At 62.6% G+C, this 23226-nt stretch carries 22 protein-coding genes; 15 read left to right on the forward strand and 7 right to left on the reverse strand.

Features of this window, described 5'->3' with window-relative positions:
• Positions 1-76 precede the first annotated feature (76 nt).
• Positions 77-418, forward strand: coding sequence for a DUF485 domain-containing protein (locus OK351_RS06850; protein WP_265157176.1), 342 nt, complete (start codon positions 77-79; stop codon positions 416-418).
• A 3-nt stretch (positions 419-421) separates the two neighbouring features.
• A complete protein-coding gene (locus OK351_RS06855) occupies positions 422-2044 on the forward strand; it encodes a solute symporter family protein (RefSeq protein WP_265157178.1) in 1623 nt (540 codons plus the stop codon).
• A gap of 129 nt (positions 2045-2173) precedes the next feature.
• Here the strand turns inward: OK351_RS06855 and OK351_RS06860 are convergent, their stop codons facing one another.
• Entirely contained in the window at positions 2174-2656 is a 483-nt protein-coding gene (locus tag OK351_RS06860) for an Lrp/AsnC family transcriptional regulator (RefSeq protein ID WP_265157180.1), read from the reverse strand.
• Positions 2657-2804: 148 nt separating this feature from the next.
• Between OK351_RS06860 and pdhA the strand changes: the two genes are divergently transcribed.
• The 7 genes from pdhA to OK351_RS06895 all read left to right on the forward strand — a co-directional run bounded on the left by pdhA (position 2805) and on the right by OK351_RS06895 (position 13036).
• The gene (pdhA, locus tag OK351_RS06865; RefSeq protein WP_265157182.1) at positions 2805-3926 is read left to right on the forward strand and encodes a pyruvate dehydrogenase (acetyl-transferring) E1 component subunit alpha; all 1122 of its coding nucleotides are present in this window, start codon (positions 2805-2807) and stop codon (positions 3924-3926) included.
• Positions 3923-4927, forward strand: a complete 1005-nt coding sequence (locus OK351_RS06870; protein WP_265157184.1) for an alpha-ketoacid dehydrogenase subunit beta — start codon at positions 3923-3925, stop codon at positions 4925-4927. Before pdhA ends, OK351_RS06870 begins: the two co-directional genes overlap by 4 nt.
• Positions 4924-6276 (forward strand): dihydrolipoamide acetyltransferase family protein, encoded by a 1353-nt coding sequence (locus tag OK351_RS06875; RefSeq protein ID WP_265157187.1) that lies wholly within the window; start codon positions 4924-4926, stop codon positions 6274-6276. Before OK351_RS06870 ends, OK351_RS06875 begins: the two co-directional genes overlap by 4 nt.
• Before the next feature lie 523 nt (positions 6277-6799).
• Positions 6800-8596: an ABC transporter substrate-binding protein gene (locus tag OK351_RS06880; RefSeq protein WP_265157191.1), complete on the forward strand. Its 1797-nt coding sequence runs from the start codon at positions 6800-6802 to the stop codon at positions 8594-8596.
• Between the two features lie 142 nt (positions 8597-8738).
• Positions 8739-10256, forward strand: coding sequence for an ABC transporter permease (locus OK351_RS06885; protein WP_265157193.1), 1518 nt, complete (start codon positions 8739-8741; stop codon positions 10254-10256).
• A gap of 53 nt (positions 10257-10309) precedes the next feature.
• The gene (locus OK351_RS06890) at positions 10310-11353 is read left to right on the forward strand and encodes an ABC transporter permease (RefSeq protein ID WP_265157195.1); all 1044 of its coding nucleotides are present in this window, start codon (positions 10310-10312) and stop codon (positions 11351-11353) included.
• A 3-nt stretch (positions 11354-11356) separates the two neighbouring features.
• Positions 11357-13036 carry an ABC transporter ATP-binding protein gene (locus OK351_RS06895; protein WP_265157197.1) on the forward strand — a complete coding sequence of 560 codons (1680 nt, stop codon included), beginning with the start codon at positions 11357-11359 and terminating at the stop codon, positions 13034-13036.
• Between the two features lie 150 nt (positions 13037-13186).
• On the opposite strand, the gene OK351_RS06900 is transcribed toward OK351_RS06895, so the two are convergent.
• Positions 13187-13651 carry a GNAT family N-acetyltransferase gene (locus tag OK351_RS06900; RefSeq protein ID WP_265157199.1) on the reverse strand — a complete coding sequence of 155 codons (465 nt, stop codon included), beginning with the start codon at positions 13649-13651 and terminating at the stop codon, positions 13187-13189.
• A 66-nt stretch (positions 13652-13717) separates the two neighbouring features.
• On the reverse strand, positions 13718-14335 hold the full coding sequence (locus tag OK351_RS06905; protein ID WP_265157200.1) for a TetR/AcrR family transcriptional regulator: 618 nt from the start codon (positions 14333-14335) through the stop codon (positions 13718-13720).
• 212 nt (positions 14336-14547) lie between these two features.
• On the opposite strand from OK351_RS06905, the gene OK351_RS06910 reads away from it, so the two are divergent.
• Both OK351_RS06910 and OK351_RS06915 read left to right on the forward strand, forming a co-directional pair.
• A complete protein-coding gene (locus tag OK351_RS06910; RefSeq protein ID WP_265157542.1) occupies positions 14548-15702 on the forward strand; it encodes an acyl-CoA dehydrogenase family protein in 1155 nt (384 codons plus the stop codon).
• Positions 15703-15854: 152 nt separating this feature from the next.
• On the forward strand, positions 15855-16487 hold the full coding sequence (locus tag OK351_RS06915; RefSeq protein WP_265157202.1) for a YajG family lipoprotein: 633 nt from the start codon (positions 15855-15857) through the stop codon (positions 16485-16487).
• Here OK351_RS06915 and OK351_RS06920 read toward each other — a convergent pair.
• Both OK351_RS06920 and OK351_RS06925 read right to left on the reverse strand, forming a co-directional pair.
• Positions 16484-17200 (reverse strand): response regulator, encoded by a 717-nt coding sequence (locus tag OK351_RS06920; RefSeq protein ID WP_265157204.1) that lies wholly within the window; start codon positions 17198-17200, stop codon positions 16484-16486. The genes OK351_RS06915 and OK351_RS06920 overlap by 4 nt on opposite strands.
• A complete protein-coding gene (locus OK351_RS06925; RefSeq protein WP_265157206.1) occupies positions 17197-18786 on the reverse strand; it encodes an ATP-binding protein in 1590 nt (529 codons plus the stop codon). The genes OK351_RS06920 and OK351_RS06925 overlap by 4 nt, the downstream gene beginning before the upstream one ends.
• Before the next feature lie 161 nt (positions 18787-18947).
• Here OK351_RS06925 and OK351_RS06930 point away from each other — a divergent pair, with 161 nt between their 5' ends.
• Genes OK351_RS06930 through OK351_RS06945 form a run of 4 tightly spaced genes read left to right on the forward strand, consistent with a single transcriptional unit; the run spans position 18948 to position 22357 of the window.
• Entirely contained in the window at positions 18948-19952 is a 1005-nt protein-coding gene (locus OK351_RS06930; protein ID WP_265157208.1) for a Bug family tripartite tricarboxylate transporter substrate binding protein, read from the forward strand.
• Between the two features lie 2 nt (positions 19953-19954).
• Positions 19955-20461 carry a tripartite tricarboxylate transporter TctB family protein gene (locus OK351_RS06935; RefSeq protein WP_265157210.1) on the forward strand — a complete coding sequence of 169 codons (507 nt, stop codon included), beginning with the start codon at positions 19955-19957 and terminating at the stop codon, positions 20459-20461.
• Positions 20454-21971, forward strand: a complete 1518-nt coding sequence (locus OK351_RS06940) for a tripartite tricarboxylate transporter permease (protein ID WP_265157212.1) — start codon at positions 20454-20456, stop codon at positions 21969-21971. The genes OK351_RS06935 and OK351_RS06940 overlap by 8 nt, the downstream gene beginning before the upstream one ends.
• Positions 21968-22357, forward strand: a complete 390-nt coding sequence (locus OK351_RS06945) for a universal stress protein (RefSeq protein WP_265157214.1) — start codon at positions 21968-21970, stop codon at positions 22355-22357. The genes OK351_RS06940 and OK351_RS06945 overlap by 4 nt, the downstream gene beginning before the upstream one ends.
• Positions 22358-22444: 87 nt before the next feature.
• Here OK351_RS06945 and OK351_RS06950 read toward each other — a convergent pair whose 3' ends face one another.
• Complete coding sequence (locus tag OK351_RS06950) at positions 22445-22789, reverse strand: class I SAM-dependent methyltransferase (RefSeq protein WP_265157216.1); 345 nt, start codon at positions 22787-22789, stop codon at positions 22445-22447.
• Positions 22790-22808: 19 nt separating this feature from the next.
• On the reverse strand, positions 22809-23111 hold the full coding sequence (locus OK351_RS06955; RefSeq protein ID WP_265157218.1) for a class I SAM-dependent methyltransferase: 303 nt from the start codon (positions 23109-23111) through the stop codon (positions 22809-22811).
• Positions 23112-23226: the final 115 nt, after the last annotated feature.

Genomic DNA, 23226 nt, shown 5'->3' on the forward strand with positions numbered 1-23226 from the left:
GATCCTCCATAGTGAAATCAGTCACTTTAGGGTGTGCGCCTAATCACACCATCATCGGTATTCAAGGAGGAGAGCAATGAGCTCCAACCCGCAGCACGAAGTCGAAGCAGAGGTCGACTTCATTGCGGAACAGAACTCGGAAGAGTTCAAGGAACTGCGCAAGACCCACCGCAGTTTCGTGTTCCCAATGGCGATCTTCTTTCTGCTCTGGTACTTCGCTTACGTGATCATGGCCGACTACTTCCACGATTTCATGTCCATCAAGGTCTGGGGCAACATCAACATGGGCATCCTTCTGGGCCTGTTGCAGTTCGTCTCCACCTTCGCGATCACCGCCGCATATGTGCGGTTCTCCAATAACAAGCTCGACCCGAAGGCGAAGAAGATCCGTGAACGCCTGGAAAAGAAGGGGGCATAGCCAATGACGACTTCGCTGATCCTGGCCCAGGCCGCAGGTGCCACCTCGGTAGGAAATCCCTGGGTGAACATTGCCATCTTTGCCGGTTTCGTAGGGGTGACCCTGGTCATCGTGTTGCGAGCCAGCAAGAATAACAAGACCGCGGCGGATTACTATGCCGGTGGTCGTTCCTTCACGGGAACCCAGAACGGTACCGCCATCGCCGGTGACTACCTCTCGGCGGCTTCCTTCCTCGGCATCGTCGGGGCCATCGCCATCAACGGCTATGACGGTTTCCTGTACTCCATCGGCTTCCTGGTTGCCTGGCTGGTGGCCCTGCTGCTGGTCGCCGAACTGCTGCGCAACACCGGCAAGTTCACCATGGCCGATGTGCTCTCCTTCCGGTTGCGCCAGAAGCCGGTGCGGATCGCCGCGGCGATCTCCACCCTGGCGGTCTGCCTCTTCTACCTGCTGGCACAGATGGCCGGTGCAGGTGCGCTGGTCTCCTTGCTGCTGGGCATTGACGAGAAGCTGGGCCAGTCTCTGGTGATCGTGGTTGTCGGCGCGCTGATGATCCTCTACGTACTGGTCGGCGGCATGAAGGGCACCACCTGGGTGCAGATCATCAAGGCCTGCCTGCTGATTGCCGGTACCGCGGTGATGACCGTGTGGACCCTGGCGCTGTTCGGTTTCAACTTCTCCGAGCTGCTGGGAGCCGCCGCGAATGTCGCCGGCACCGATGCGGTACTCAACCCGGGCTTGCAATACGGTGCCTCCAGCGCCTCGAAGTTCGACTTCATTTCCCTGGCCCTGGCCCTGGTGCTGGGTACGGCGGGTCTGCCACATGTGCTGATGCGCTTCTACACGGTGCCCACCGCGAAGGAAGCCCGCAAGTCCGTGGTCTGGGCCATCTGGCTGATCGGTGCCTTCTACCTGTTCACCTTGGTGCTGGGTTACGGTGCCGGTGCGCTGATCGGCCCGGAGCGGATCAAGGCGGCCCCGGGTGGGGTGAACTCGGCTGCGCCGCTGTTGGCCTACGAGCTGGGCGGTACCTTGCTGCTGGGTCTGATCTCGGCGGTGGCCTTTGCCACCATCCTGGCTGTGGTGGCCGGCCTGACCATCACCGCGGCAGCCTCCTTCGCCCACGATGTGTACGCCTCGGTCCTGGCCAAGGGCAAGACCACCCCGGCCCAGGAAATGAAGGTTGCCCGTCGTACCGTGATCGTGATCGGCATCCTCTCGATCGCCGGCGGAATCGGTGCCCAGGGGCAGAACGTGGCATTCCTGGTGGCCCTGGCATTCGCCGTGGCAGCCAGCGCCAACCTGCCGACCATCCTGTACTCGCTGTTCTGGAAGAAGTTCACCACCCAGGGCGCGGTCTGGTCCATGATCGGTGGCCTGGGATCCGCGATCCTGCTGATCGTCTTCTCCCCGGTCTTCTCCGGGCGGGAAACCTCGATGATCCCAACCGCGGATTTCGCCCTCTTCCCGTTGGCCAACCCCGGTATCGTCTCGATTCCGCTGGCCTTCTTCCTCGGCTGGCTCGGCTCGGTGCTGGATAAGCGCACCGAAGACGTGTCCAAGAGTGCCGAAATGGAGGTCCGTTCGCTGACCGGTGTCGGTGCCGAGAAGGCGGTCGACCACTAGAACGAATACAGGTGAACCAACGCGATCAAGCCGCCGACCCAGTGGAACCCACTGGGTCGGCGGCTTTCGCGCGCTGCGCGACGGTGTGGAGGACCGTTGCAGGGCTCATGGCACTTGCGGATTTCGGGGTTAGTCTCCAGGACTTTTGCTACCCAAGCTCATCTCGATCAACCTGGTCGTCCGGTACGGGATGAGTTCGGCCATGGACAACGCCGAATCGGCCCTCTGTACCCCGTGGATATGCAGGAGCCGGCCATGTACCCGGAAAAGTTCCTCGGCATTGGCGGCCGCCACTCGAACAAGGATGTCTGCCGAACCGGTCAGCCCATGCGCTTCCAGAACTTCGGGGATCTCCGCCAGGGATTGGGTGATGGTCTCCAGATGGCGTTGATCCACGTGCAGTTCCACAAACGATAACAACCCGAAACCCAACGCCGCGGGCGGAATGCGTCGGTCCATCCCATCCAGCACCTCGCTTTCCAGGCGGCTCAGGCGGGTTTGCACGGTATTCCGCCCCAGGCCCAGCAGACCGGCAATCGATGAAGCACTCCTGCGCACAGCCGAGGACAGGGCCAGGAGGATCCGGCGATCGGTACTGTCGAGGGGCTGCATAAAGTGCAGACTAGCACCGAATTTTGATTGGGAATAGGGCATAGTGCCCCATCCGGGCGTAAGCCATTGTGCAACCTGCGTCTTGTGAGTAGCATCACAGTAAGGGGGTTGTCACTCAACCCCGAATACAGACCACGCGAGATTAAGGATGCCGATCGTGTCCACACAACGCATGGACCTGGAAGCCGGGAGCCTACCCACGCACCGGCTTCTCACGGTCAACGGAGAACGTGAACCCAGCGAAGAACTCGACCCCTATATCACCGATGTTGACGAGGCCAAGCTCGCAGATTTCCTGCGCGACATGATGGTTCTTCGCCGAATGGATACCGAGGCGACCGCGCTGCAACGCCAGGGCGAATTGGGGCTCTGGGCACCATTGCTGGGACAGGAGGCGGCCCAGATCGGCTCCGTGCGGGCAACCCGCGAGGATGACTTCATCTTTCCCTCGTACCGTGAGCACGGGGTGGCCTGGGCCCGAGGTGTCAAGGCCGAGGACCTGCTCAGTGTCTGGCGCGGGGTCACACCCAGCGGGTGGGACCCGAACGAGGTGAATATCGCCTGCCAGCAGATCGTGATCGGCTCCCAGGCGCTACATGCAGCCGGTTACGCCATGGGCATCAAATTCGACGGAGGTACCCAGATCTCGCTGGGCTACTTCGGTGATGGGGCAACGAGCCAAGGCGATGTGAATGAGGCCATGGTCTTCGCTGCCAGTTACCAGGCCCCGGTACTGTTCTTCTGCCAGAACAACCAATGGGCTATTTCGGAACCGGTTTCCCTGCAGGCGCGTACGCAATTGGCGGACCGCGCCGCGGGATTCGGACTCAAGGCCTGGCGGGTGGATGGCAATGATGTCCTGGCAGTCCATGCTGTCACCCGCGCCGCCTTGGAACATGTCAGAGCGGGCCAGGGGCCGGCCTTCGTTGAGGCGGTGACCTACCGGATGGGACCCCATACCACCGCCGATGACCCCACCCGGTACCGCAGTGAACAGGAACTGGAAAGCTGGCGGGCCAAGGATCCCATCGACCGCCTGACAAAGCACCTTGAATCCCTGGGCGCCGATGTGCAGAAATACCTCAGCCGCGGCGAAACGGCAGCGGATGAATTGGCCGCGGCGTTGCGCCAGGCCATCACCACCATGCCCGACCCGCAACCGACTGCACTGTTCGCCCACGTGTACGCCGAACCACATGAGGCCTTGGCCCAGGCCGAACACGATTACCTGCAATACCTTGAAGGCTTCGATACCGGGGAGTCAAAATGAGCCGCACCACGATGATCAAGGCACTGAACACGGCCCTGCGTGATGCCATGGTGCACGATGAGAAGGTCGTACTGCTCGGCGAGGATATCGGAACCCTTGGCGGGGTGTTCCGGGTGACCTCCGAGTTGAAGAAGGAATTCGGCGCCCAACGGGTCGTTGACACCCCGCTGGCCGAATCCGGGATCGTGGGCACAGCTGTTGGCCTGGCCTACCGGGGCTTCCGGCCCGTGGTGGAGATCCAATTCGACGGATTCACCTACCCTGCCTTCGACCAGCTGGTGTCCCAGGTCGCCAAGTTGCACTACCGATCGAGGGGCAGGGTCAAGATGCCGATCACTGTCCGGATTCCATACGGTGGCGGCATCGGCTCGCCGGAGCACCATTCGGAGTCCCCCGAAGCGTACTTCGCCCATACGGCCGGATTACGGGTTTTCGCCCCCAGCAGCGTCCAGGACTCGTACACCATGCTGCGTCAGGCCATTGCCTGCGACGACCCGGTGATCTTCTTCGAACCCAAGCGCCGTTACCACGAGTCCGCCGAGATCACCACGGGGCAGGTGCCCGAGGGAGTCGTCAAAGCGCAGGTCATCCGCAGCGGGGACGATGTCACGGTGATCGGGTACGGGCCGACGGTCTACACCTTGAATGAAGCGGCCCTGGCGGCCGAGGATGAAGGAATCAGTTTGGAAATCATCGACCTGAGGAGCCTGGACCCGCTGGATATCGAGACCCTGGCGGACTCGGTGAAGCACACAGGCAAGGTGGTCATCGTCCACGAGGCCGGACCCACCGCCGGGTTGGGGGCCGAGATCGCCACCCAGATCACCGAGCACTGCTTCGACTACCTGGAACATGCCCCGGTGCGCGTCACCGGATTCGACATCCCCTATCCGCCATCCCGGCTGGAAAAATTCCATCTGCCGGATCTGGACCGGATCCTGACCGGTGTGGATGTCGTGCTGCGGCGCAGCGAATCAGCCCATCAGGTAGGTGCCCGATGAACGCGGCCCAGATATTCAAGCTCCCCGATCTGGGGGAGGGGTTGACCGAATCCGAGGTCCTGAACTGGAAAATCAGGGTCGGCCAACGGGTCGAGCTGAACCAGGTGATCGCCGAAGTGGAAACCGCCAAGGCGGTGGTGGAACTGCCATCACCCTATGCCGGCGTGGTGGAACAGCTTCATGCCGAGGCCGGTGAGGTGGTTCCGGTGGGAAGTCCCTTGGTGACCTTTGCCGACAGGCAAGATCCTGGCCAACCCGCTGGCTCCGGGCCGGCCCCGGCCAAACGCACACCAACCCTGGTGGGTTACGGGGCCGAACCGTCCACCGGCCAGCGACCGGTACGCAGGGCCCGTCGCGGTGCCGCGGCGCCCACGAGCTCGCGGTCAGGCGCCGAGCCGGTGCTACCCGGACCCGCGGACCGGGGCCGAGCGCAGGCTCCGGATTCGCCGAGACGAAGTACCGTGCCGCGTAGCACGCCGCCGGTGCGGAAGTTCGCCCGGGACCACGGCGTTGACCTGGCCACCATTCGCGGCACCGGACGTGACGGGCTCATCGTCCGTGCAGATGTCCAGGCGGCCCTGGATGCCGCGACAAGCGGAACCACCGGCCGGTCTCAGGAGTCCACACCGCCGTCGCCGGTGTCGGGGGACGGGGACCGGGTGGTCAAGCTCAGCGCGGTGCGCCGCGCCACCGCCAAGGCCATGGTCGAATCGGCCTTCACCGCACCGCACGCCACCGAGTTCCTGACGGTGGATGTCACCGCGTCCCTGGACCTGCTGGAACGCCTTCGCGACCACCGCAGCCTGCGCGGACAGCACGTGAACTTCACGACACTGCTGGCGCTGGTGGTGACCAGGCTCCTGGGAACGCATCGGGCCCTGAACTCCAGCTGGGACGGCGCCAACGACCAGATCATCGAACACGGTTCGGTAAACCTGGGCATGGCGGTCTCCACCGAGCGTGGCCTGCTGGTCCCCGTGGTAGCAGGAGCCCACAGAATGGGTTTGGGGCAATTGGCCCAGGAACTGTCCAACATCATCGAACACGGACGCGCCGGAACACTGAGCCCGCAACAGCTCGGTGGTGGCACATTCTCGATCACTAATGTGGGGGTCTTCGGCATCGACGCGGGAACCCCGATCCTGCCCCCGGGACAGTCTGCGATCCTGGCAGTGGGCCAGATCAAGCGCCGTCCCTGGGAATACCAGGGGGAACTGGCCCTGCGCCATACCGCGACCCTGGCCTTGTCCTTTGACCACCGGCTGATCGACGGGAAGGAAGGCAGCGAGTTCCTGGCTGATCTGGGACATGTCCTGGAGAACCCGGGGATGGTCAATCTCTTCCTGTAGCGAATCGTGACCGTATATCACGTGATCCTGCCGTTTGGGTGGGTGAGTGGACACAAACATGTCCGCAACCGGAGTGTAACCACCCGGAAATCCACTGACAGGCCAGTGATGAATTGCCACCAAGACACCGGAAATCCCACTGGGACCGGTGTCTTGGTCGTTAACCACGGCAAAATTCAAGAAATGCTTCGCATTTTGACCCCGTGAAATAAGTGTTGCAGAAATGTTATAAAGCGAATGTTTGACGTCTAGATGCGATCGACGGTTTCCCATTGATTTTTCCCAATGTGAAAGAGATCCTTGAGTTTCCGGGGATGCGAGACCTGCGCCACGAAACCGGGGAGTAACTTATCGATGTGACACTTCGTTATCAGTGCCCCGACTCAGCGAATCTGAAACGCATTCTTTATATCCAAGGCTCCAAAAAACCGCTAGTCTAGTGCCCAACGGGATACTTCATGTGATGTATTCCACAAGGAACCCCGGTTCTCAACCCATATGACCGAACACTCAAGGAGGCGAAATGCGGTTTCAGCGCGTTTCGAAGGCCGTAGCGCTTGGCGCTGTTTTGGCCCTGTCCATCACTGCTTGCTCCCCGGGCGGCACTGACGCCCCGGAGCCCGGCGAAGCCACCGAAACCCAGAATGGCGGCGGTACCGAGGCCACCACCACCGGCCTGGCAGACCTCGGCGACATCACCACCAAGGACGACACCATCAGTGTCTCGGTGGGTGCGCCGGAGTTCATCAGCTACAACGGCTTCACTCCGCAGACCTATTCGACCTACAACTCGGCAATCACCGACCGGATGTTCGTTGGGTTCTCCTACTTCGGCACCGACGGCCAGGTCTACCCGAACGAGGAGTTGGGAACCTTCGAGAAGGTCAGCGATGATCCGCTGACGGTGGAATACACCATCAACGAGGACGCTGTCTGGTCGGATGGCACCCCGATCACCGTGGCTGACGCCGTATTGGCCTGGGCGGTGCAGAACACCAATCTCTCCGATGGCGATTCACCGCTGTTCAACTCGGTCTCGCAGGATCTGGGTGACACTGTTCCCAACGGTCCTGAAGGAGATGCCTCGGGCAAGACCTTCTCCGTGGTCTTCACCGATCCGGATCCGGACTGGCAGATCCAGACCTGGATGCTGCACCCGGCCCATGTGGTCGCCGAACAGGGCGGCCTGTCGCTGGACGAGTTCGTTGAAGCCGCTCGCAGTGGCGACTCGGACGCGCTGAAGGACGCCGCGGAGTTCTGGAACACCGGCTGGGTTACCGACCCGGGAACCTTGCCGGATGAAGAGCTGATGCCGGTTTCCGGTCCGTATAAGCTCTCCAGCTGGCAGGCTGGCGAATCGGTGACCATTGAGGCCAATGAGGCGTACTACGGTACACCGGCAGCCACCAAGAACATCACCTTCCGCTTCTCGGCCGACAACACCATGGTGCAGTCGCTGCAGAACCAGGACCTGAACGTCATTGCCCCGCAGCCAACTGTGGACACGCTGACGCAGCTTGAGGCCCTGGGTGACGCGGTAGTGATCCACCAGGGTGACACCCTGACCTGGGAGCACCTGGACTTCAACTTCGTTGACGGCAACGTGATGAACAGCCTGGAACTGCGTACGGCTTTCGCCAAGTGCGTTCCACGCCAGGACATTGTGGACAACCTGATCAAGCCGCTGAACCCGGATGCACAGGTCATGAATGCCCGCGAAGTCTTCCCCTTCCAGGAGAACTACGAGGAAGTTGTCGCGGCAGCCTATGACGGCCGCTTCGACGAGGTGGACATCGAGGGCGCCAAGACCATCCTGGAGGAACAGGATGCAGTGGGCACCGAGGTTCGCATCGGCTACTCGGCACCGAACGAACGCCGCACCAACCAGGTGGCACAGATCAAGTCGTCCTGTGACGAAGCCGGCTTCAACATTGTCGATGCTGGTGACCCGCAGTTCTTCGCACCAGGTGGCACCCAGGAACGCGGTGACTACGAAGTAGCACTGTTCGCTTGGGCAGGTTCGGGCCAGATCGCCTCGGGTCAGAACATCTACTCGACCGGCAAGCCGCAGAACTACGGTCAGTTCTCCAACGAAGCCGTAGATGCCGAATGGGCCACCCTGGCTGCCTCGCTGGATCCAGCGGTGCACCTGGAGCAGATCAAGAAGATCGAGAAGTTGCTGTGGGATGAGCTGTACGGCATCCCGGTCTTCGCCCACCCAGGTCTGGACGCCTCGAGCTCCGACATCGAAAATGTCCGCTTCACCGCGACCCAGAACGGCATCGTATGGAATGCCGAGCAGTGGCTGCGAGCAGAGTAGTTTCCGCAAGAAACTAACTGACTCCAACCGGTGAACGCCTGTGGGGCCCGATCCATCGGTCGGGCCCCACAGCATGTCCAGAGCCCGCGCACATCCGGGTTGTGGCGCGTTGACGGTGACGTAGAGAGTAGGTAAACACACCGTGCTGAAATTCATCCTCAAACGACTGGGCTCCGCCTTGGGCGTCCTGTTGGCGGCCTCGCTGCTGCTGTATGTCCTGGTCATCAACTCGGGGGATCCGCTGGCGGATCTGCGAGAATCGAATGCCGATAACCGCGAATACCTGATGGAGCAACGCATCGGGTACATGGAACTGGACCAGCCCTGGTACGCCAGGTACTGGGGATGGCTCAGCGGAGCGTCCAAATGCCTGATCGGACAGTGCGATCTGGGCCGGAACATCAACGGCATCGAGGTCTCCGGCCTGTTGGCCAATGCGGCCGCCTCCACCTTGAGGCTGGTGCTCCTGGCCACCATCATCGCCGCGATCCTGGGTATCGCCATCGGCGTGCTCACCGCGGTGCGCCAGTACTCCGGCTTGGATTACATCGTCACCTTCCTGACCTTCCTGTTCTTCTCGCTGCCGGTCTTCTGGGCCGCGGTGTTGCTGAAGAACTACATGGCGATCGAGTTCAACGACTGGCTCGTCGCACCCGACATATCCCTGACCACATCGATAGTTATCGGTGTAGTGGCCGGCCTGGTTATGCAGATGCTGCTGGCCGGATCCCTTAAGCGACGCGCTTTGACGTTCGTGGTCACCGCCGCCTTCGTGCCCTTGATGCTGCAGTACTCCCTCTGGCTGAATTTCTACCGGTACCCGCAAATGGGGCCGGCCGTGATCGTTGTGCTCACCGCGCTGCTGGCGTTGAGCGTCACTGCCATGAGTGTGGGGCTCAAGGAACGCCGGGTGCTTGTCCCGGCATTGATCACCGTGGTCCTGGTGCTTGGCATGTACTACGCGACCTTCAACCTGATGCTTGATCCGAATGCCTGGATCCTGGTTGTCGGCCTGATCCTGGCGGTGGGGATTCCCGCTGTCATCGGCAAGCTGATGGGTGGCCGACTAAGCAAGATGGCCATGGGCTTGGCTGCCGTAGTCGGATTCACCGGTGCCAGCCTGACCCTGATCGATCACCTGTTCCGCGCCTGGCCGGGTTTCCTGCAGATCAAGTCGCGACCGATCTCCACCATCGGCTCCTCCACACCCAACCTGCAGGGCGGATTCTGGGACCATTTCCTGGATAACGCCACCCAGTTGCTGTTGCCCACCATCCTGCTGGCGATCATCTCGCTGGCCAGCTACTCGCGGTACACCCGCTCCTCGATGCTGGAAGTGCAGCAGCAGGACTACATCCGCACCGCTCGCTCCAAGGGCCTGGCCGAGCGCACCGTGATCTTCCGCCACGCCTTCCGCAATGCGCTGATCCCGATCGCCACCATTGCCGCCTTCGACTTCGCCGGCCTGATCGGTGGAGCGGTGATTACCGAGACGGTCTTCGGTTGGAAGGGCATGGGTGAAATGTTCACCACTGGTCTGAACAATGTTGACCCGAACCCGGTGATGGCCTTCTTCCTGGTGACCGGTAGTGCCGCGATCCTGTTCAACCTGTTGGCCGACATTGTGTACGCGCTGCTCGACCCGCGGATCAGGGTCTAGTGATGAATCATGGCGAAACACAAGAATTCCGCGTGGGACACTAAGGACACACGATGAGTAATACCAACGATAAGATGCCCGAGCAGCTCACCTCGATCGCGGAGGTCGAGGATGCCAGGCTTGCGCGGCAGGAAGAAAAGTCCAAGAGCCAGGGACGAATCGTCTTTGAACGCTTCATCAAGCACAAGCCGGCGATGATCTCCTCGGCCGTGCTGGTGATCATTACCGTGGTGGCTTTCACCTCCATCGGATACGGCCCGCTACCGGGATGGTGGGATAAGTCCTACCTGGCCGCCGGCCAAGTGGTTGATGGCGGCAGGCCGACCATGAGCCTGTGGCCCACGTGGCTTGGCGGCAGCGGATTCGCGATCGGTGAGCACCCCTTCGGCCAGGATTCCATCGGCAAGGACTACTTCGCCCTGGTCATGAACGGAACCCAGAAGTCCATCATCATCGGTGTGGTCGTCGGTCTGGTGGCCACCTTCATCGGTGCGGTCATCGGCGCGGTGGCCGGCTACTTCCGCGGGTGGGTCGACGAGATCCTGATGCGCATGACGGACCTGTTCATCGTGATCCCGCTGCTGGTGCTGGCTGCCGTACTTGGCCAGATGGCCGGTGCCTCCTCGGGATCGATCATCACCTTGGCCTTGGTCCTGGGGCTGGTGACCTGGACCGGGCTGGCCCGCCTGGTACGAGGCGAGGTGCTGTCCCTGCGCGAACGGGAGTACGTGGCGGCAGCCCAGGCCATGGGCTCGCGCACCGGACGGGTGATCTTCAAGCACCTGCTGCCGAACACCATCGGCGTGATCGTGGTCAACGCCACCTTCGCGATCGCCGGCGCGATCCTGCTGGAATCCTCGCTGTCCTTCCTGGGCTTCGGCGTGCAACCACCGGAATCCTCGCTGGGCCTGCTGATCAGCCAGTACCAGAACGCGTTTACCTCGCGACCATGGCTCTTCTGGTGGCCGGGCATGATCATCGTGGCGATCGCCTTGAGCGTGAACTTCCTGGGCGACGGTTTGCGTGATGCGTTTGATCCGCGCCAGTCCTCCCGGCCACGCCGCCGCAAGCTGTCGCTGTTGAATCGAAAGGGCTAGGTCATGAGCACCGAAGCAACCGAGAATTTTGCACTGAGCTTCCAGGACCTGAAGGTCACATTCGAAACCGAGGCACGAGATGTGCAAGCGGTGAAGGGACTGAGCCTGCAGGTACGCCCCGGTGAAGTGGTGGCGCTGGTCGGCGAGTCCGGGTCCGGCAAATCGGTGACCTCCACCGCGGCCATGGGCCTGCTGCCAGGCAACGCGAATATCACCGGCGAGGCCCGCGTGGGCAATGTCAATGTGGTGGGCCTGGACAAGGGCAAGATGCGCAAGATGCGTGCCACCGATATCGCCATGGTGTTCCAGGAACCGATGACCGCACTGAACCCTGTGCTCACGGTGGAACGCCAGCTCACCGAGGCCCTGGAGCTGCACGGTATCGCCTATGGCAAGGAAGCCACCGCCCGCGCGGTGGAACTGTTGACCATGGTGGGTATCCCGCAACCGGAGAAGCGGATCAAGCAGTATCCGCACCAGTTCTCCGGTGGCCAGCGCCAGCGTATCGTGATCGCCATGGCGATCTCCTGCGACCCGAAGGTGATCATCGCCGACGAACCGACTACGGCACTGGATGTCACGGTGCAGGCCGAGATCCTGGACCTGATGCGCGAGCTGAAGGACCGGCTGAACACCGGTATCCTGCTGATCACCCACAATATGGGTGTTGTGGCCGATATGGCCGACAGGGTGGCCGTGATGTTCCAGGGCAATCTGGTGGAGACAGGCACCGTGGAACAGGTGCTGCTGAAACCGGAACACGAATACACCCAACGCCTGCTGGCCGCGGTGCCGAAACTTGAACAAGTCGCGTTGACCACGACCGGTCTGGCCCATGACTCGATGACCGCTGCCAAGGATCGCGAGCTGGTACTCACTGCCAAGGACCTGGTCCTGGAGTACGACATGCGCGGCACCAAATACCGGGCGGTGGAAGGCGTGTCCTTCGATATCGCCAAGGGCGAGGTGCTGGGTATCGTGGGTGAATCCGGTTCCGGCAAATCCACCGTGGCCAAGGCCGTCCTCGGCCTGCTGCCGGTGGCCGAAGGCAGCCTGCTGGTCAAGGGCAACAACTTGCCCAAGCTCTCTCCGCGTGAGGCACGCGAGGTACGCAAAACCATCGGGGTGATCTTCCAGGACCCGGCCGCCTCGCTGAACCCGCGGTTCCCCATCGGTGACTGCATTACCGAGCCCATGGTGGTGCATAAGGTAGGCAACAAGGCCTCACGGACCAAGCGTGCCCAGGAGCTGCTCGATGCGGTCAAGCTTCCACGGAATGTGATCAACCGCTACCCGCACGAACTGTCGGGTGGCCAGCGCCAGCGTATCTGTATTGCCCGGGCGCTGACCCTCAGCCCCGAGTTGCTGATCGCCGATGAGCCGACCAGTGCCCTGGACGTGTCGGTGCAGGCCGTGGTGCTGGAGATGCTCCAGGACCTGCAGCGTGATTTCAACTTCGCGTGCCTGTTTGTCAGCCACGATCTGGCTGTGGTGGACATGCTGGCTGATTCGGTGGTTGTGATGCAAAACGGCAAGTCCGTGGAACAGGGGCGGGTCAAGGACGTATTGCATGCCCCGCAGCACGACTACACGCGTCGTCTGCTTGCCGCAGCGCCGGTTCCCGACCCGCATCAGCAGGCCGTGCGCCGTGATGCCTGGCGAATCCTGAACAGCCAGAAGTAGCCAGGCGGATAGACTCCTGCGGTGTCCTGGCCCTGGGGGGACGGGACACCGCAGGTAGCGGCCGAGGTACGAATCGGTACCTGAGCCACGAATGGGGTGCCTCCTTGATCCATGGATCAAGGAGGCACCCCATTTCGGTGTGGCGGAAGGCTAGTCCAACTGCATGATGTTTTCGGTGACAACCTGGGCGCGCGAGTTGGAGAAGACGTCTTCGGTACCCAACAGCTTGAAACCACGGCGTTCCAGGACCTTCAGCGAACCGACGTTGTCATGGACGACGTGCGCAACCAGAGGGCGTTTGGTGTATTCAGCCAGGAATGCGTCCACGGCGCTGGTGGTAATGCCCTTGCCCCAGTACTTCGACGAGGTCCAGAAGGTGATTTCCGGAGTCTTCTCGTGCTCGAAAACCAGGATCGAGCCGGCGACTTCGCCTTCATGCTCAATGGTGCGCACAATGACCTTCGGGTCGCCGAGGATCGAGGACCAATGGTGATCGAATACCGACCGGTCAGAAGGATTGCGCGCCTGGTAGGCGGCCATCAGATTAGCCTCTGGTTCCTGCTGCTGGGCGAAGAAAACGTCGAGGTCAGAAGGGCGAACTTCACGTAGCTGCACGGGAAAGGCCTTTCGTCTTGGAGTGTGGCTGCATCGGTCGATGCAGTTGAAAAGGGGCGTTTGGCACTAGCCTACCGGGGATGTGAGGGCCGCGAGGGCCATCCGTGCCAGTACAACTTTTAAACCGGACTTTTTGGTTCGCGGATTGTGCACCGAATGCGATGTCGAATTCAGCAACCCGAAGACCGCGTGGGCCCGGAAGCGATTGGTTTGCGCGGTGGAGCCGGGATGCAACTTGCCCAACTGGTCGGTCCACAACGCGATATAGGAGTTCTGCAATTTGCGGACTAGTTGCAACTCCGCCTTGGGCAGCGACTTCAAGTCACGATCCTGGACCTGGATGATGTCGGGTCGGGAGAAGGAGAAGTCCGTGTGGTAATCCACCAGGCGCTGCAGGACCTCCAGTGGTTCACCGCCGGCACCCACGGCCTGCTGGCCGCCTTCGAGGATGTCCTTGGACATGTCCACCATCAGGGCGATGAGCACGGCCTGCTTGCCGGAGAAGTGGCGGTAGACGGCGGGCCCGGAAATCCCGCAGGCGGCGCCGAGGTCCTCCAGCGAGACTCCGGCATACCCGTGAAGTGCAAAGAGTCGGGTTGCCTCGCGCAGCAGCGAATCACGGCGTTCGGCCTTGGCGCGCTCGCGGTCGGTGGGCTCATTAAGTGACTGGTAGTTCCTGGCCACGTGAACGCCCCCTTTGCTGTAGTAGTACCGAAACCGAAACCTAGACAAGTGTGAATTGCGCCACTAGTCTCGAACTAGTTAATCATTATTAACCATACTGGCTGTGCCGGGGTGTCTCAACGCGTTACGCGCCGGTATTTCGAGGTCTGTCCGCGCCGGTGGTCCCACCCATGAGCCGCCGGTGGCAGTGGCAGGCAGATGAGGAGGGCAAGATGCTGGACCATGAACTGGACGAGCACTACCAGGACCTGATCGCGGTAGTACGGGAATTCGCGCAGGAAGTAGTGGCGCCGGTCAGCGCCCATCACGACGCAACCCACACCTTCCCCTACGAGGTGGTGGCCCAAATGGCGGAGTTGGGGTTGTTTGGCCTGCCGATCAGCGAAGAGTACGGCGGGATGGGCGGCGACTACTTTGCGCTGTCCCTGGCACTGGAGGAACTGGGGCGGGTGGACCAGTCGGTAGCGATCACCCTGGAAGCGGGGGTATCGCTCGGGGCCATGCCGATCTACCGGTTCGGCTCCGAGGAGCAGAAGCAACGCTGGCTTCCGGACCTGGCCGCTGGGCTCAAGCTGGGTGGATTCGGGCTGACCGAACCCGGTGCGGGCTCCGACGCCTCGGCGACCAAGACCCGGGCCGAGTTGGCCGATGGCCAGTGGACGATCAACGGCTCCAAGGAATTCATCACCAATTCGGGCACCGACATCACCTCACATGTCACAATCACCGCGGTGACCGGCCGCGATGAAGCTACCGGGGCCAAGGAGATCTCCGCGCTCATCCTTCCCCGGGGGACCGGGGGATTCACGGTCGAGCCCGCCTACGACAAGGTCGGCTGGCGGGCCAGTGACACCCACCCCTTGTCGTTTAATGACGCGGTGATTCCCGAGGAAAACCTGCTGGGACAGCGCGGCCGGGGGTATGCCTACTTCCTGGAGATCCTGGACGAGGGGCGTATCGCGATCGCAGCACTGGCCACCGGTGCGGCCCAGGGCTGCCTGGACGAGGCGGTGGAGTATGCGAAGAACCGAACCACCTTTGGTACGCCCATCGGCAAGAACCAGGCCGTGTCCTTCACGATTGCCCGGATGGCCTCCCGGGTGCATTCGGCCCGACTGGCCTACTATGCCGCCGCAGCCAGGATGCTGGCCGGCAAGGACTTCAAGGTGGAGGCCGCCCAGGCCAAGCTCATCGCCTCGGAAGCGGCCATGGACAATGCCCGGGACGCCACGCAGATCTTTGGCGGATACGGATTCATCAACGAGTCATTGGTGGCGCGACACTACCGGGATTCGAAGATCCTGGAAATCGGGGAAGGCACTACCGAAGTGCAATTGATGCTGATTGCCCGCAGCCTGGGTCTGTAGGGTCCAGGGGGAGTGGGCGGTGACCGCTGAACCGGGCCACGCTTGTCGCATCTATTCCAGAATAGCTCCTGGGTGTATTTAAAGGGCAGCGACTAGAAAATTGTTTATCAAACATATTGTCTATCCAGGGTGCGCCTGCCAGTATGGATTCCATGCGAAACCCTCCCGGCTTCTCCCGCCTGGCCACGGTCCTGGCGGCATTGACCATGTTGACCGGCTGCTCAACGTCGAGCAACCCCGCGCCGGTGACAGCGGCCCCCACACAGGAGCCGCCGGCCGCCTCTGGCGGGAACCAGGAGCTGGCCCAGCCCAGGCATCCGGTGCTTGCCGACGGCGAGCGCGGGACGTTGGTGGCCTACCGTGACGGTCAATCCGGGCGCGAAGAAGTTGCGGTGTTCACTCCGTCCCGCGAAGTGGTGACTGTCCGGGTGCGCTGCGAGGGGCACGGTACGGTGCGTGTGAGCAATACCGCGAGCAACGGAATCATGACCAGCAGCGAGTGGGAATGCGCTGATCACAGGGAGCGGGACTACTACGACACGGGTTTCCAAGCGGCCGCGTGGGGTGAGAACACCGTTGAGGTGGAGGCGGAGCAGGGGATCCGCTGGGCTGCCTCGGTCTTCGAGCGGACCCCGGAGGAAGCCGGTGTTCCCCCGGTGGCCGAGGAACAGGCCGCCGATGAGCAACGCGAGCAGGGTTTCATCGAGCTGCTTGAACAGCTCGAACTGACTGAGGAGGAGTTCTACGAGATCATCGATCGGGACAGCCTGCCTTTCGAAGGCTAGCTGTTCCAGCGGTATCGGTGCTGCGGCCTTCCGGCCGAACCGTACCTGGCGATCCTGGATGCCAGGCCCTCGGTGACCAGGAATTCAAGGTAGCGGCGCACCGACACCCGCGCCAGTCCCAGCGCCTCGGCCACGTCGATGGTCGCATGGTCATCCGGGTGTTCGCGCAGGTAGCCACAGACCAGGTCCAAGGTGGGGTGGGACAGTCCCTTGGGCAGGTTCGTCTCGACCGGACGCCGATCACGTACTTCGGGGACGTTGGCCACGAACTTGTCAATGATCTGCTGGGGCAAGGGAGTACCGGTGGATTCGTGCCGTGCCATCTCCTGCCGGGTCGCCAGGTACTCGTCCAGCCGGCGTTTGAATTCCACCGGGGAAAAGGGCTTGACCAGGTACTGGGTGACGCCGCCAGCTAACGCGGAGCGGACCGTGGATAGCTCCGCGTCGGCGGTGATGGCGAAAACGTCCCGTAGTTCCCCGCCCGGGCGTTGGCGCAGGGCCTGGAGTACCTGTAACCCGTTTATATCCGGCAGGTGGATGTCCAGCAGGACAAGTTGCGGGTCCAGCTCCTCGATCTTTTCCAGTCCCTCGGTGCCGGTATGGGCCACACCGAGAACGGAAAAGCCGCTGTGGGCCAGCAGGAAGCCCTGGTGGATTCCGGCGACCTGGGGATCGTCGTCGATGATCAGGGTGGAGACCGATTTGTCGCTCATTGTGCTTCGTCCTTGCCTTGTGTTGCCTGGGGGTGTGGTAGGTCGACGCTGACGGCGGCCCCGCCCAGCTCGGACGTGGAAATATCCAGCGCCCCGCCATGGCGCTGCACGATCCGTGTCACCAGGGCCAGTCCGATCCCACGGGCCTGTTTTCCGTCGGCGGTCTTGGTGCTGACCCCGAGTTGGGTGGCTCGCGCGGCAATCTGACCGGCGAACCCCGGGCCGTCGTCGTGGACCTCAAGATGCAACTGCGTGTGGTCCTGCGAGATGAGCACCTCGATCCGTCCATGGAACCCGGTGGATTCCATGGCGTTGTCCAAAAGGTTGCCCAGCACGGTGACCACGTCATCGGCCAGCGCTCCACCCAGGGGCGAGATGAGTTGGATATCCATCACCAGGGTGATGTCCTGTTCGCGACAGATCGCACCCTTGGCCAGCAACAGGGCCTGCACCCCGGGATGGGCTACCAGGCTGGGCAGAGTTTCGGTGCCGTGCGAGGTGCTGGCCGTGAAGCGCTGCAGTTGCTGCTTGGCGGCGTCCACCTGGCCCAGGTGCAGCATCCCGGAGAGCACGTGCAGGCGGTTGGAGAATTCATGGGCCTGGGCGCGCAGCGCCTCGGTGAGGTCCTTGGCCCCGGACAGGTCGCGCAGGATCCTGCGTAGTTCGGTGCGGTCGCGTAGCACCAGGATCGAGCCGATACGCCGCCCATCGACGATGCCATCGCTGGCCTTGGCCAGCAGCACGCGCTCGCCGACCAGGATCAGTCCCTCGGCGGTGTTCCCCGCATCCAGCAACCGGCATACCTGTTCGGCCAGGACCTGCCGGGCAGGCTGGCCCAGAACCTGTTCGTCGAGCTCCAGCAGCCGGATGGCCTCGTCGTTGACCAGGGTGACGGTGCCATGGGTGTCCACGGCGATCAGGCCCTCCCCGATATTGTGCAGCAGGGCATCGCGTTGGGTGAGCAGCGCGGCGATCTGCTCGGGTTCCTGGTGGTGGATCCGCCGCCAGATCAGTTGCGAGGTGATGTAGGCACCGACGGTTCCGACCAGTCCGGCACCGATGAGCCAGGCCAGCAAGGCGGGCATCGAATCGTAGAGGTCCTCACGTAATTCGGTTTCCAGTACCCCGACGCTGGTGGTGCCGATGATCCGGTCCCCGTCGTAGATCGGCACCTTGACCCGCCAGGAGACCCCGAGGGTGCCTTCCTCGGTGCCGACGAAGCGTTCCCCGGAGAGCGGGATGGACGGGTCGGTGGAGACCCGTTCGCCGATGCGTTCCGGGTTGGGGTGCGAGTAGCGGATTCCTTCGGCGTCGGTGACCACCACATAGGTGACATCGCTGGCTGAACGGATCAGTTCGGCGATCGGCTGGATGGCCTGTTCCGGGTGTGCGGTGCCGAAGGCATCGGTGACGGCGGGCAGGTTGGCGATCGAAGAGGCCACCCCGACCATACGCACCTTATGCGCCTCGCGGATCGCCTGCGACTGGATGACCGTGGCTGTGACCCCGGTAATCAACACCACCACGGTGATGATCAGCGCCTGCAGGATCAGCAGCTGGGCGCGCAGGGTCACGGGGAATCTCATCCGATGATCTTCTCACGGTGCGGCCCCCGGTGGGCGTGACCAAAAAGACCAATATCACCAGTACCACCAAATACTTTCACGGTGACCTGCGCCACTCCTAGGCTCAGGGATGTCACTCGGCCGGATGTCACCGGCACCACACCCAAGCAAGGACGAGAATCATGAATACCCACCCCTTCAAGCGCCGTACACTGCTGGCCTCCGCGGTCTTCGCCTCCGCCGTATTGGCGCTGAGCGCCTGCGGTTCGACTTCCAGCGGCCCGGCGGAGGGCCCCGAGGCCATCAGCAAGCTGAACATCATCGTCCCGGCAAACCCCGGCGGTGGCTGGGACCAGACCGGACGCGCCATCCAATCGGAGTTGCAGGCCAATGACCTGGTCTCCTCCGCCCAGGTGGTCAACGTCGGCGGTGCCGGTGGTACCAACGGGTTGGCCAAACTGGCCACGGAAAAGGACCCGAACACCCTGATGGTCATGGGCTATGTCATGGTCGGTTCGGTGGAGATGAACGAGTCGCAGTCGCGGATCGAGGACACCACACCGATCGCCCGGCTGACCGATGAGCCGCTGGTCATCGTGGTCCCGGCCGAATCCCCCTACCAGAATATCGGGGACCTCGTCGAGGCGATCCGCACCGAGGGCAAGGGTGTGGCGATCACCGGCGGTTCAGCCGGCGGAGCGGACCACATCCTGATGGGTGAGGTACTCTCCGCGGCCGGCATCGGGGCGGAGAATCTGAACTATGTGGGCTACTCCGGAGGCGGCGAGTCCCTGGCCGCCTTGTTGGGCAACAAGGTCCAGGCAGGGGTGTCCGGAGTGGGTGAATACGCCGAGCAGGTCAAGGCCGGCAAGCTACGGGCGCTGGCCGTCTCCGGTGAAGTCGAGTCCCCGGCACTGCCCGGGGTCCAGACCCTGAGCGAGCAGGACGTGGACGTGGTGTTGACCAATTGGCGCGGTGTGGTGGCCCCGGGCTCCATCGAGGAGGAGAAGGCCGAACAGCTTATCGAGCTGATCGATACGATGGCGGCCAGCGACTCATGGAAGCAGGTGCTCGCCGACAACAACTGGGAGGACGCCTACCTCTCCGGTGACGAGTTCGGGAACTTCCTCACCGAGGACATTGCCGCGACCAAGCAGGTCCTGAGCGATATCGGCCTGGTGAAGTAGCCATGCTCGGAACGCGGAAAAAACCCGGTGAAACGGCCTTCGCGTTCCTCTTCATCCTCATCGGCCTCGGCGGAATCGTCGGGGCCAGGTCCATCCGGGTTTCCGAACTGGAAACCGGGATCGGCCCGCGGGCCTTCCCCTACTTGATCTCCGCCGCGTTGCTGCTGGTGGGGATCGGGCTGGTGATCCAGGCCCTGCGTGGCCAGGGCGGCGAGGTTGAAGAAGGCGAAGATGTGGATGCCGGCGCCAAACCCGATTGGGTCACCATCGGCAAGATCGTGGGCTTCGTGGTCCTGTTCGTCCTGCTGCTTGAAACCATCGGCTGGCCTTTGGCTTCCACCCTGCTCTTCGGCGGGTGCGCGTGGGCGTTGGGCGCCAAACCCTGGTGGCGCGGGGTGCTGATCGGATTCATTGTGGGCCTGGTTATCCAGTTCCTCTTCGGCGGACTGCTGGGCGTGTCACTGCCGGCCGGACCGGTGCTGGAGAATGTGAGGTGGCTCAATGGATAACCTGATGCTGTTGTTGGAAGGCTTTGCCACTGCGGCACAGCCCATCTACCTGCTCTACGCGTTGTTCGGTGTCTTCATCGGTACCGCGGTCGGGGTATTGCCCGGGATCGGCCCGGCCATGACCGTGGCCCTGCTGATGCCGATCACCTATACTCTGGAGCCCACCGCGGCGATGATAGTGTTCGCCGGGATCTACTACGGCGGCATGTACGGCGGTTCGACCACCTCGATCCTGCTGAACACCCCGGGTGAATCCGCCTCCATTGTCACGGCGCTTGAGGGCAACAAGATGGCCAAGGCCGGGCGCGGGGCCGCTGCGCTGGCCACCGCGGCGATCGGCTCGTTTATCGCCGGCACCGTGGCCACCGTGCTGCTCTCCTTCCTCGCCCCGATCATCGTGGATTTCGCGATCTCGCTGGGACCGGTGGACTACGTGGCGCTGATGGTCCTGGCTTTCCTGACCATCGGGGCACTACTCGGCGGCAGTCCGCTGCGCGGCATGGCCTCGCTACTGCTGGGGCTGGTCATCGCCTTTATCGGCGTGGATGACACCTCCGCGGCCCAGCGCTATACCTTCGGCCTGCCCTGGCTGGCCGACGGCATCGATGTGGTGCTGGTGGCCGTGGGCCTGTTCGCCCTGGGGGAGGCCTTGCACGTGGCCGCCCGGTTGCGCAGGGGGCCGATCCAGGTCATGGGCATGGGCCGATCCCGAGGGCAGCGCTGGATGAGCCGCAGCGACTGGAAACGCTCCTGGAAACCATGGCTGCGCGGCACCTTCATCGGGTTCCCGATCGGCACTATTCCCGCTGGCGGGGCCGACGTGTCCACCTTCCTGTCCTATGCGGCGGAGAAGAAGCTGGCCAAGGGGGAGAACAAGAAGGAATTCGGCCATGGTGCCATCGAAGGGGTGGCCGGACCGGAGTCGGCGAACAACGCGGCGGCCGCCGGGGTGCTGGTCCCGCTGCTGACCTTGGGCATTCCGACCACCGCGACCGCGGCGATGATGCTCACCGCCTTCCAGCGCTACCAGATCCAACCCGGGCCGCTGCTGATGGAAACCAATGCCACCTTGGTGTGGGCGTTGATCGCCAGCCTCTACATCGGCAACGTGATGCTGCTGGTACTGAACCTGCCGCTGGTGGGTCTGTGGGTCAAGATCTTGCAGATCCCGCGGCACTACCTGTACGCGGGCATCCTGGTCTTCGGGGTCATGGGCGCCTATTCGTTGAACTTCAACATCATGGATGTGGTGATCCTGCTGATCATCGGCCTGCTCGGGTTCTTCATGCGGCAGTACGGTTATCCGGTGGCACCCCTGGTGGTGGCCATGATCCTCGGGCCCATGTTCGAAGTTCAGTTGCGCCGGTCCCTGCAGATCTCGCAGAACGAATTGTCCACGCTGTTTTCCACCCCGTTCACCTGGGTGGTCTACGGGGCGATCATCGTGTTGTTCGCCCTGTCGTTTGTCATCAAGAAGGCGCAGAAGAAGATGGAGGAGGTCCCGGTATGAGCATCGTGTGCGGTTACGTACCCACCGAGGTGGGGCAGCGCGCGCTGGAACAGGCCATTGTCGAAACCAGATTCCGCGGAGGACCGCTGCTGGTCATCAACTCCACCCGCGCCGATCGCACGGTGGACGTGAACTACGCCCACGAACCGGCGCTGGCGACACTGGAAGCGACCCTGGAGGAATCCGGGGTGCGGTACGAGGTGCGGTCCTTCACGTCGCAGAACCTGGCCAGTGACGACATCGTACTGGCCGCCGAAGAACTGGAGGCCGAACTGATCGTGATCGGTATGCGCAAACGCACCCCGATGGGCAAAGCGCTGATGGGATCCGACACCCAACGGATCCTGTTGCAGTCCCCCTGCCCGGTATTGGCTGTACGGGCATAATACGGCCACGCCCCAAGGGAAGGCGGGTGCCTTGCACCCGCCTTCCTCTGGCCTCCGCGGCCCTCCAATGCGGAAGGAAACCACGGCTCAGGCGTCGCTGTCCTTCAGGTTCTCGGGAATGATCCGCTCGGGCGCTCCCTTGGAGTACGGGGGTTTGACGATCGACTCGATCCGGAATTCCGCCATCCCGAATGCCGCGGACATGTCATGCAGGGGCCGACGCCAGTAGGTCAGGGACGCCGGCACCCCACCGGAATCCATCTCATCGGTATACCTGGTGACCCGGAAATAGTCCGGTCCCGGGTGGTTCCACGGATAGAGGATCGGGTGGTTCACCGATAGCACCAGGAGGCCGCCGGAACGCAGGACCCGACGGATCTCCAACAACGGCTCCACCCAGTCCTCCAGGTAATGCAGAATCAGCGAAGCCACCCCGTCATCGAATAACCTGTCAGCGAAAGGGCAACGGCTGTGCGAGATCGGCGAGGTGCAAATCGGCATCCAGCCCCAGCCGGTCGCGTGCCAGCGAAAGCATGTCCCGGCTCGCATCGAAACCGGTCACGGCTGCGCCGCGGCCGAGCAGCCCCTTCTTCAGCGGCCCGGATCCGCATCCGATATCAAGGATCCTGCGGCCAGCCACCTCGCCGGCGGGCTCCAGCATGGCAAGCCTTTCGTAGTAGGCGTTCAGGTAACTGGCCTCGTTCTCCCGCGAATAGGCGGCGGCAAGGGTGTCGTAGTTGGTATCCCGTGGCATGGTTAGAATCCTTTGTCGGCCGTCCATTGGTCGTTAGCGTCATGGAGACTACCAGCCGGGCCCGCGGCTATCGGGGACACGGCGGAGACTCGTAGCTGGCAGATCCCCGGCAGTT

The organism is Glutamicibacter sp. MNS18 (assembly GCF_026107515.2).
GTDB lineage: Bacteria > Actinomycetota > Actinomycetes > Actinomycetales > Micrococcaceae > Glutamicibacter.

Bases quoted from the DNA above. Each gene is read 5' to 3' on its own strand.
- OK351_RS06895 (WP_265157197.1), top strand. From the start codon at position 11,357: ATGAGCACCGAAGCAACCGAGAATTTTGCACTGAGCTTCCAGGACCTG.
- OK351_RS06915 (WP_265157202.1), top strand. From the start codon at position 15,855: ATGCGAAACCCTCCCGGCTTCTCCCGCCTGGCCACGGTCCTGGCGGCA.
- OK351_RS06955 (WP_265157218.1), bottom strand. From the start codon at position 23,111: ATGCCACGGGATACCAACTACGACACCCTTGCCGCCGCCTATTCGCGG.
- OK351_RS06925 (WP_265157206.1), bottom strand. From the start codon at position 18,786: ATGAGATTCCCCGTGACCCTGCGCGCCCAGCTGCTGATCCTGCAGGCG.
- OK351_RS06920 (WP_265157204.1), bottom strand. From the start codon at position 17,200: ATGAGCGACAAATCGGTCTCCACCCTGATCATCGACGACGATCCCCAG.
- OK351_RS06850 (WP_265157176.1), top strand. From the start codon at position 77: ATGAGCTCCAACCCGCAGCACGAAGTCGAAGCAGAGGTCGACTTCATT.
- OK351_RS06935 (WP_265157210.1), top strand. From the start codon at position 19,955: ATGCTCGGAACGCGGAAAAAACCCGGTGAAACGGCCTTCGCGTTCCTC.
- OK351_RS06930 (WP_265157208.1), top strand. From the start codon at position 18,948: ATGAATACCCACCCCTTCAAGCGCCGTACACTGCTGGCCTCCGCGGTC.
- OK351_RS06880 (WP_265157191.1), top strand. From the start codon at position 6,800: ATGCGGTTTCAGCGCGTTTCGAAGGCCGTAGCGCTTGGCGCTGTTTTG.
- OK351_RS06870 (WP_265157184.1), top strand. From the start codon at position 3,923: ATGAGCCGCACCACGATGATCAAGGCACTGAACACGGCCCTGCGTGAT.
- OK351_RS06940 (WP_265157212.1), top strand. From the start codon at position 20,454: ATGGATAACCTGATGCTGTTGTTGGAAGGCTTTGCCACTGCGGCACAG.
- OK351_RS06910 (WP_265157542.1), top strand. From the start codon at position 14,548: ATGCTGGACCATGAACTGGACGAGCACTACCAGGACCTGATCGCGGTA.
- OK351_RS06890 (WP_265157195.1), top strand. From the start codon at position 10,310: ATGAGTAATACCAACGATAAGATGCCCGAGCAGCTCACCTCGATCGCG.
- OK351_RS06855 (WP_265157178.1), top strand. From the start codon at position 422: ATGACGACTTCGCTGATCCTGGCCCAGGCCGCAGGTGCCACCTCGGTA.
- OK351_RS06860 (WP_265157180.1), bottom strand. From the start codon at position 2,656: ATGCAGCCCCTCGACAGTACCGATCGCCGGATCCTCCTGGCCCTGTCC.
- OK351_RS06945 (WP_265157214.1), top strand. From the start codon at position 21,968: ATGAGCATCGTGTGCGGTTACGTACCCACCGAGGTGGGGCAGCGCGCG.
- pdhA (WP_265157182.1), top strand. From the start codon at position 2,805: ATGCCGATCGTGTCCACACAACGCATGGACCTGGAAGCCGGGAGCCTA.
- OK351_RS06875 (WP_265157187.1), top strand. From the start codon at position 4,924: ATGAACGCGGCCCAGATATTCAAGCTCCCCGATCTGGGGGAGGGGTTG.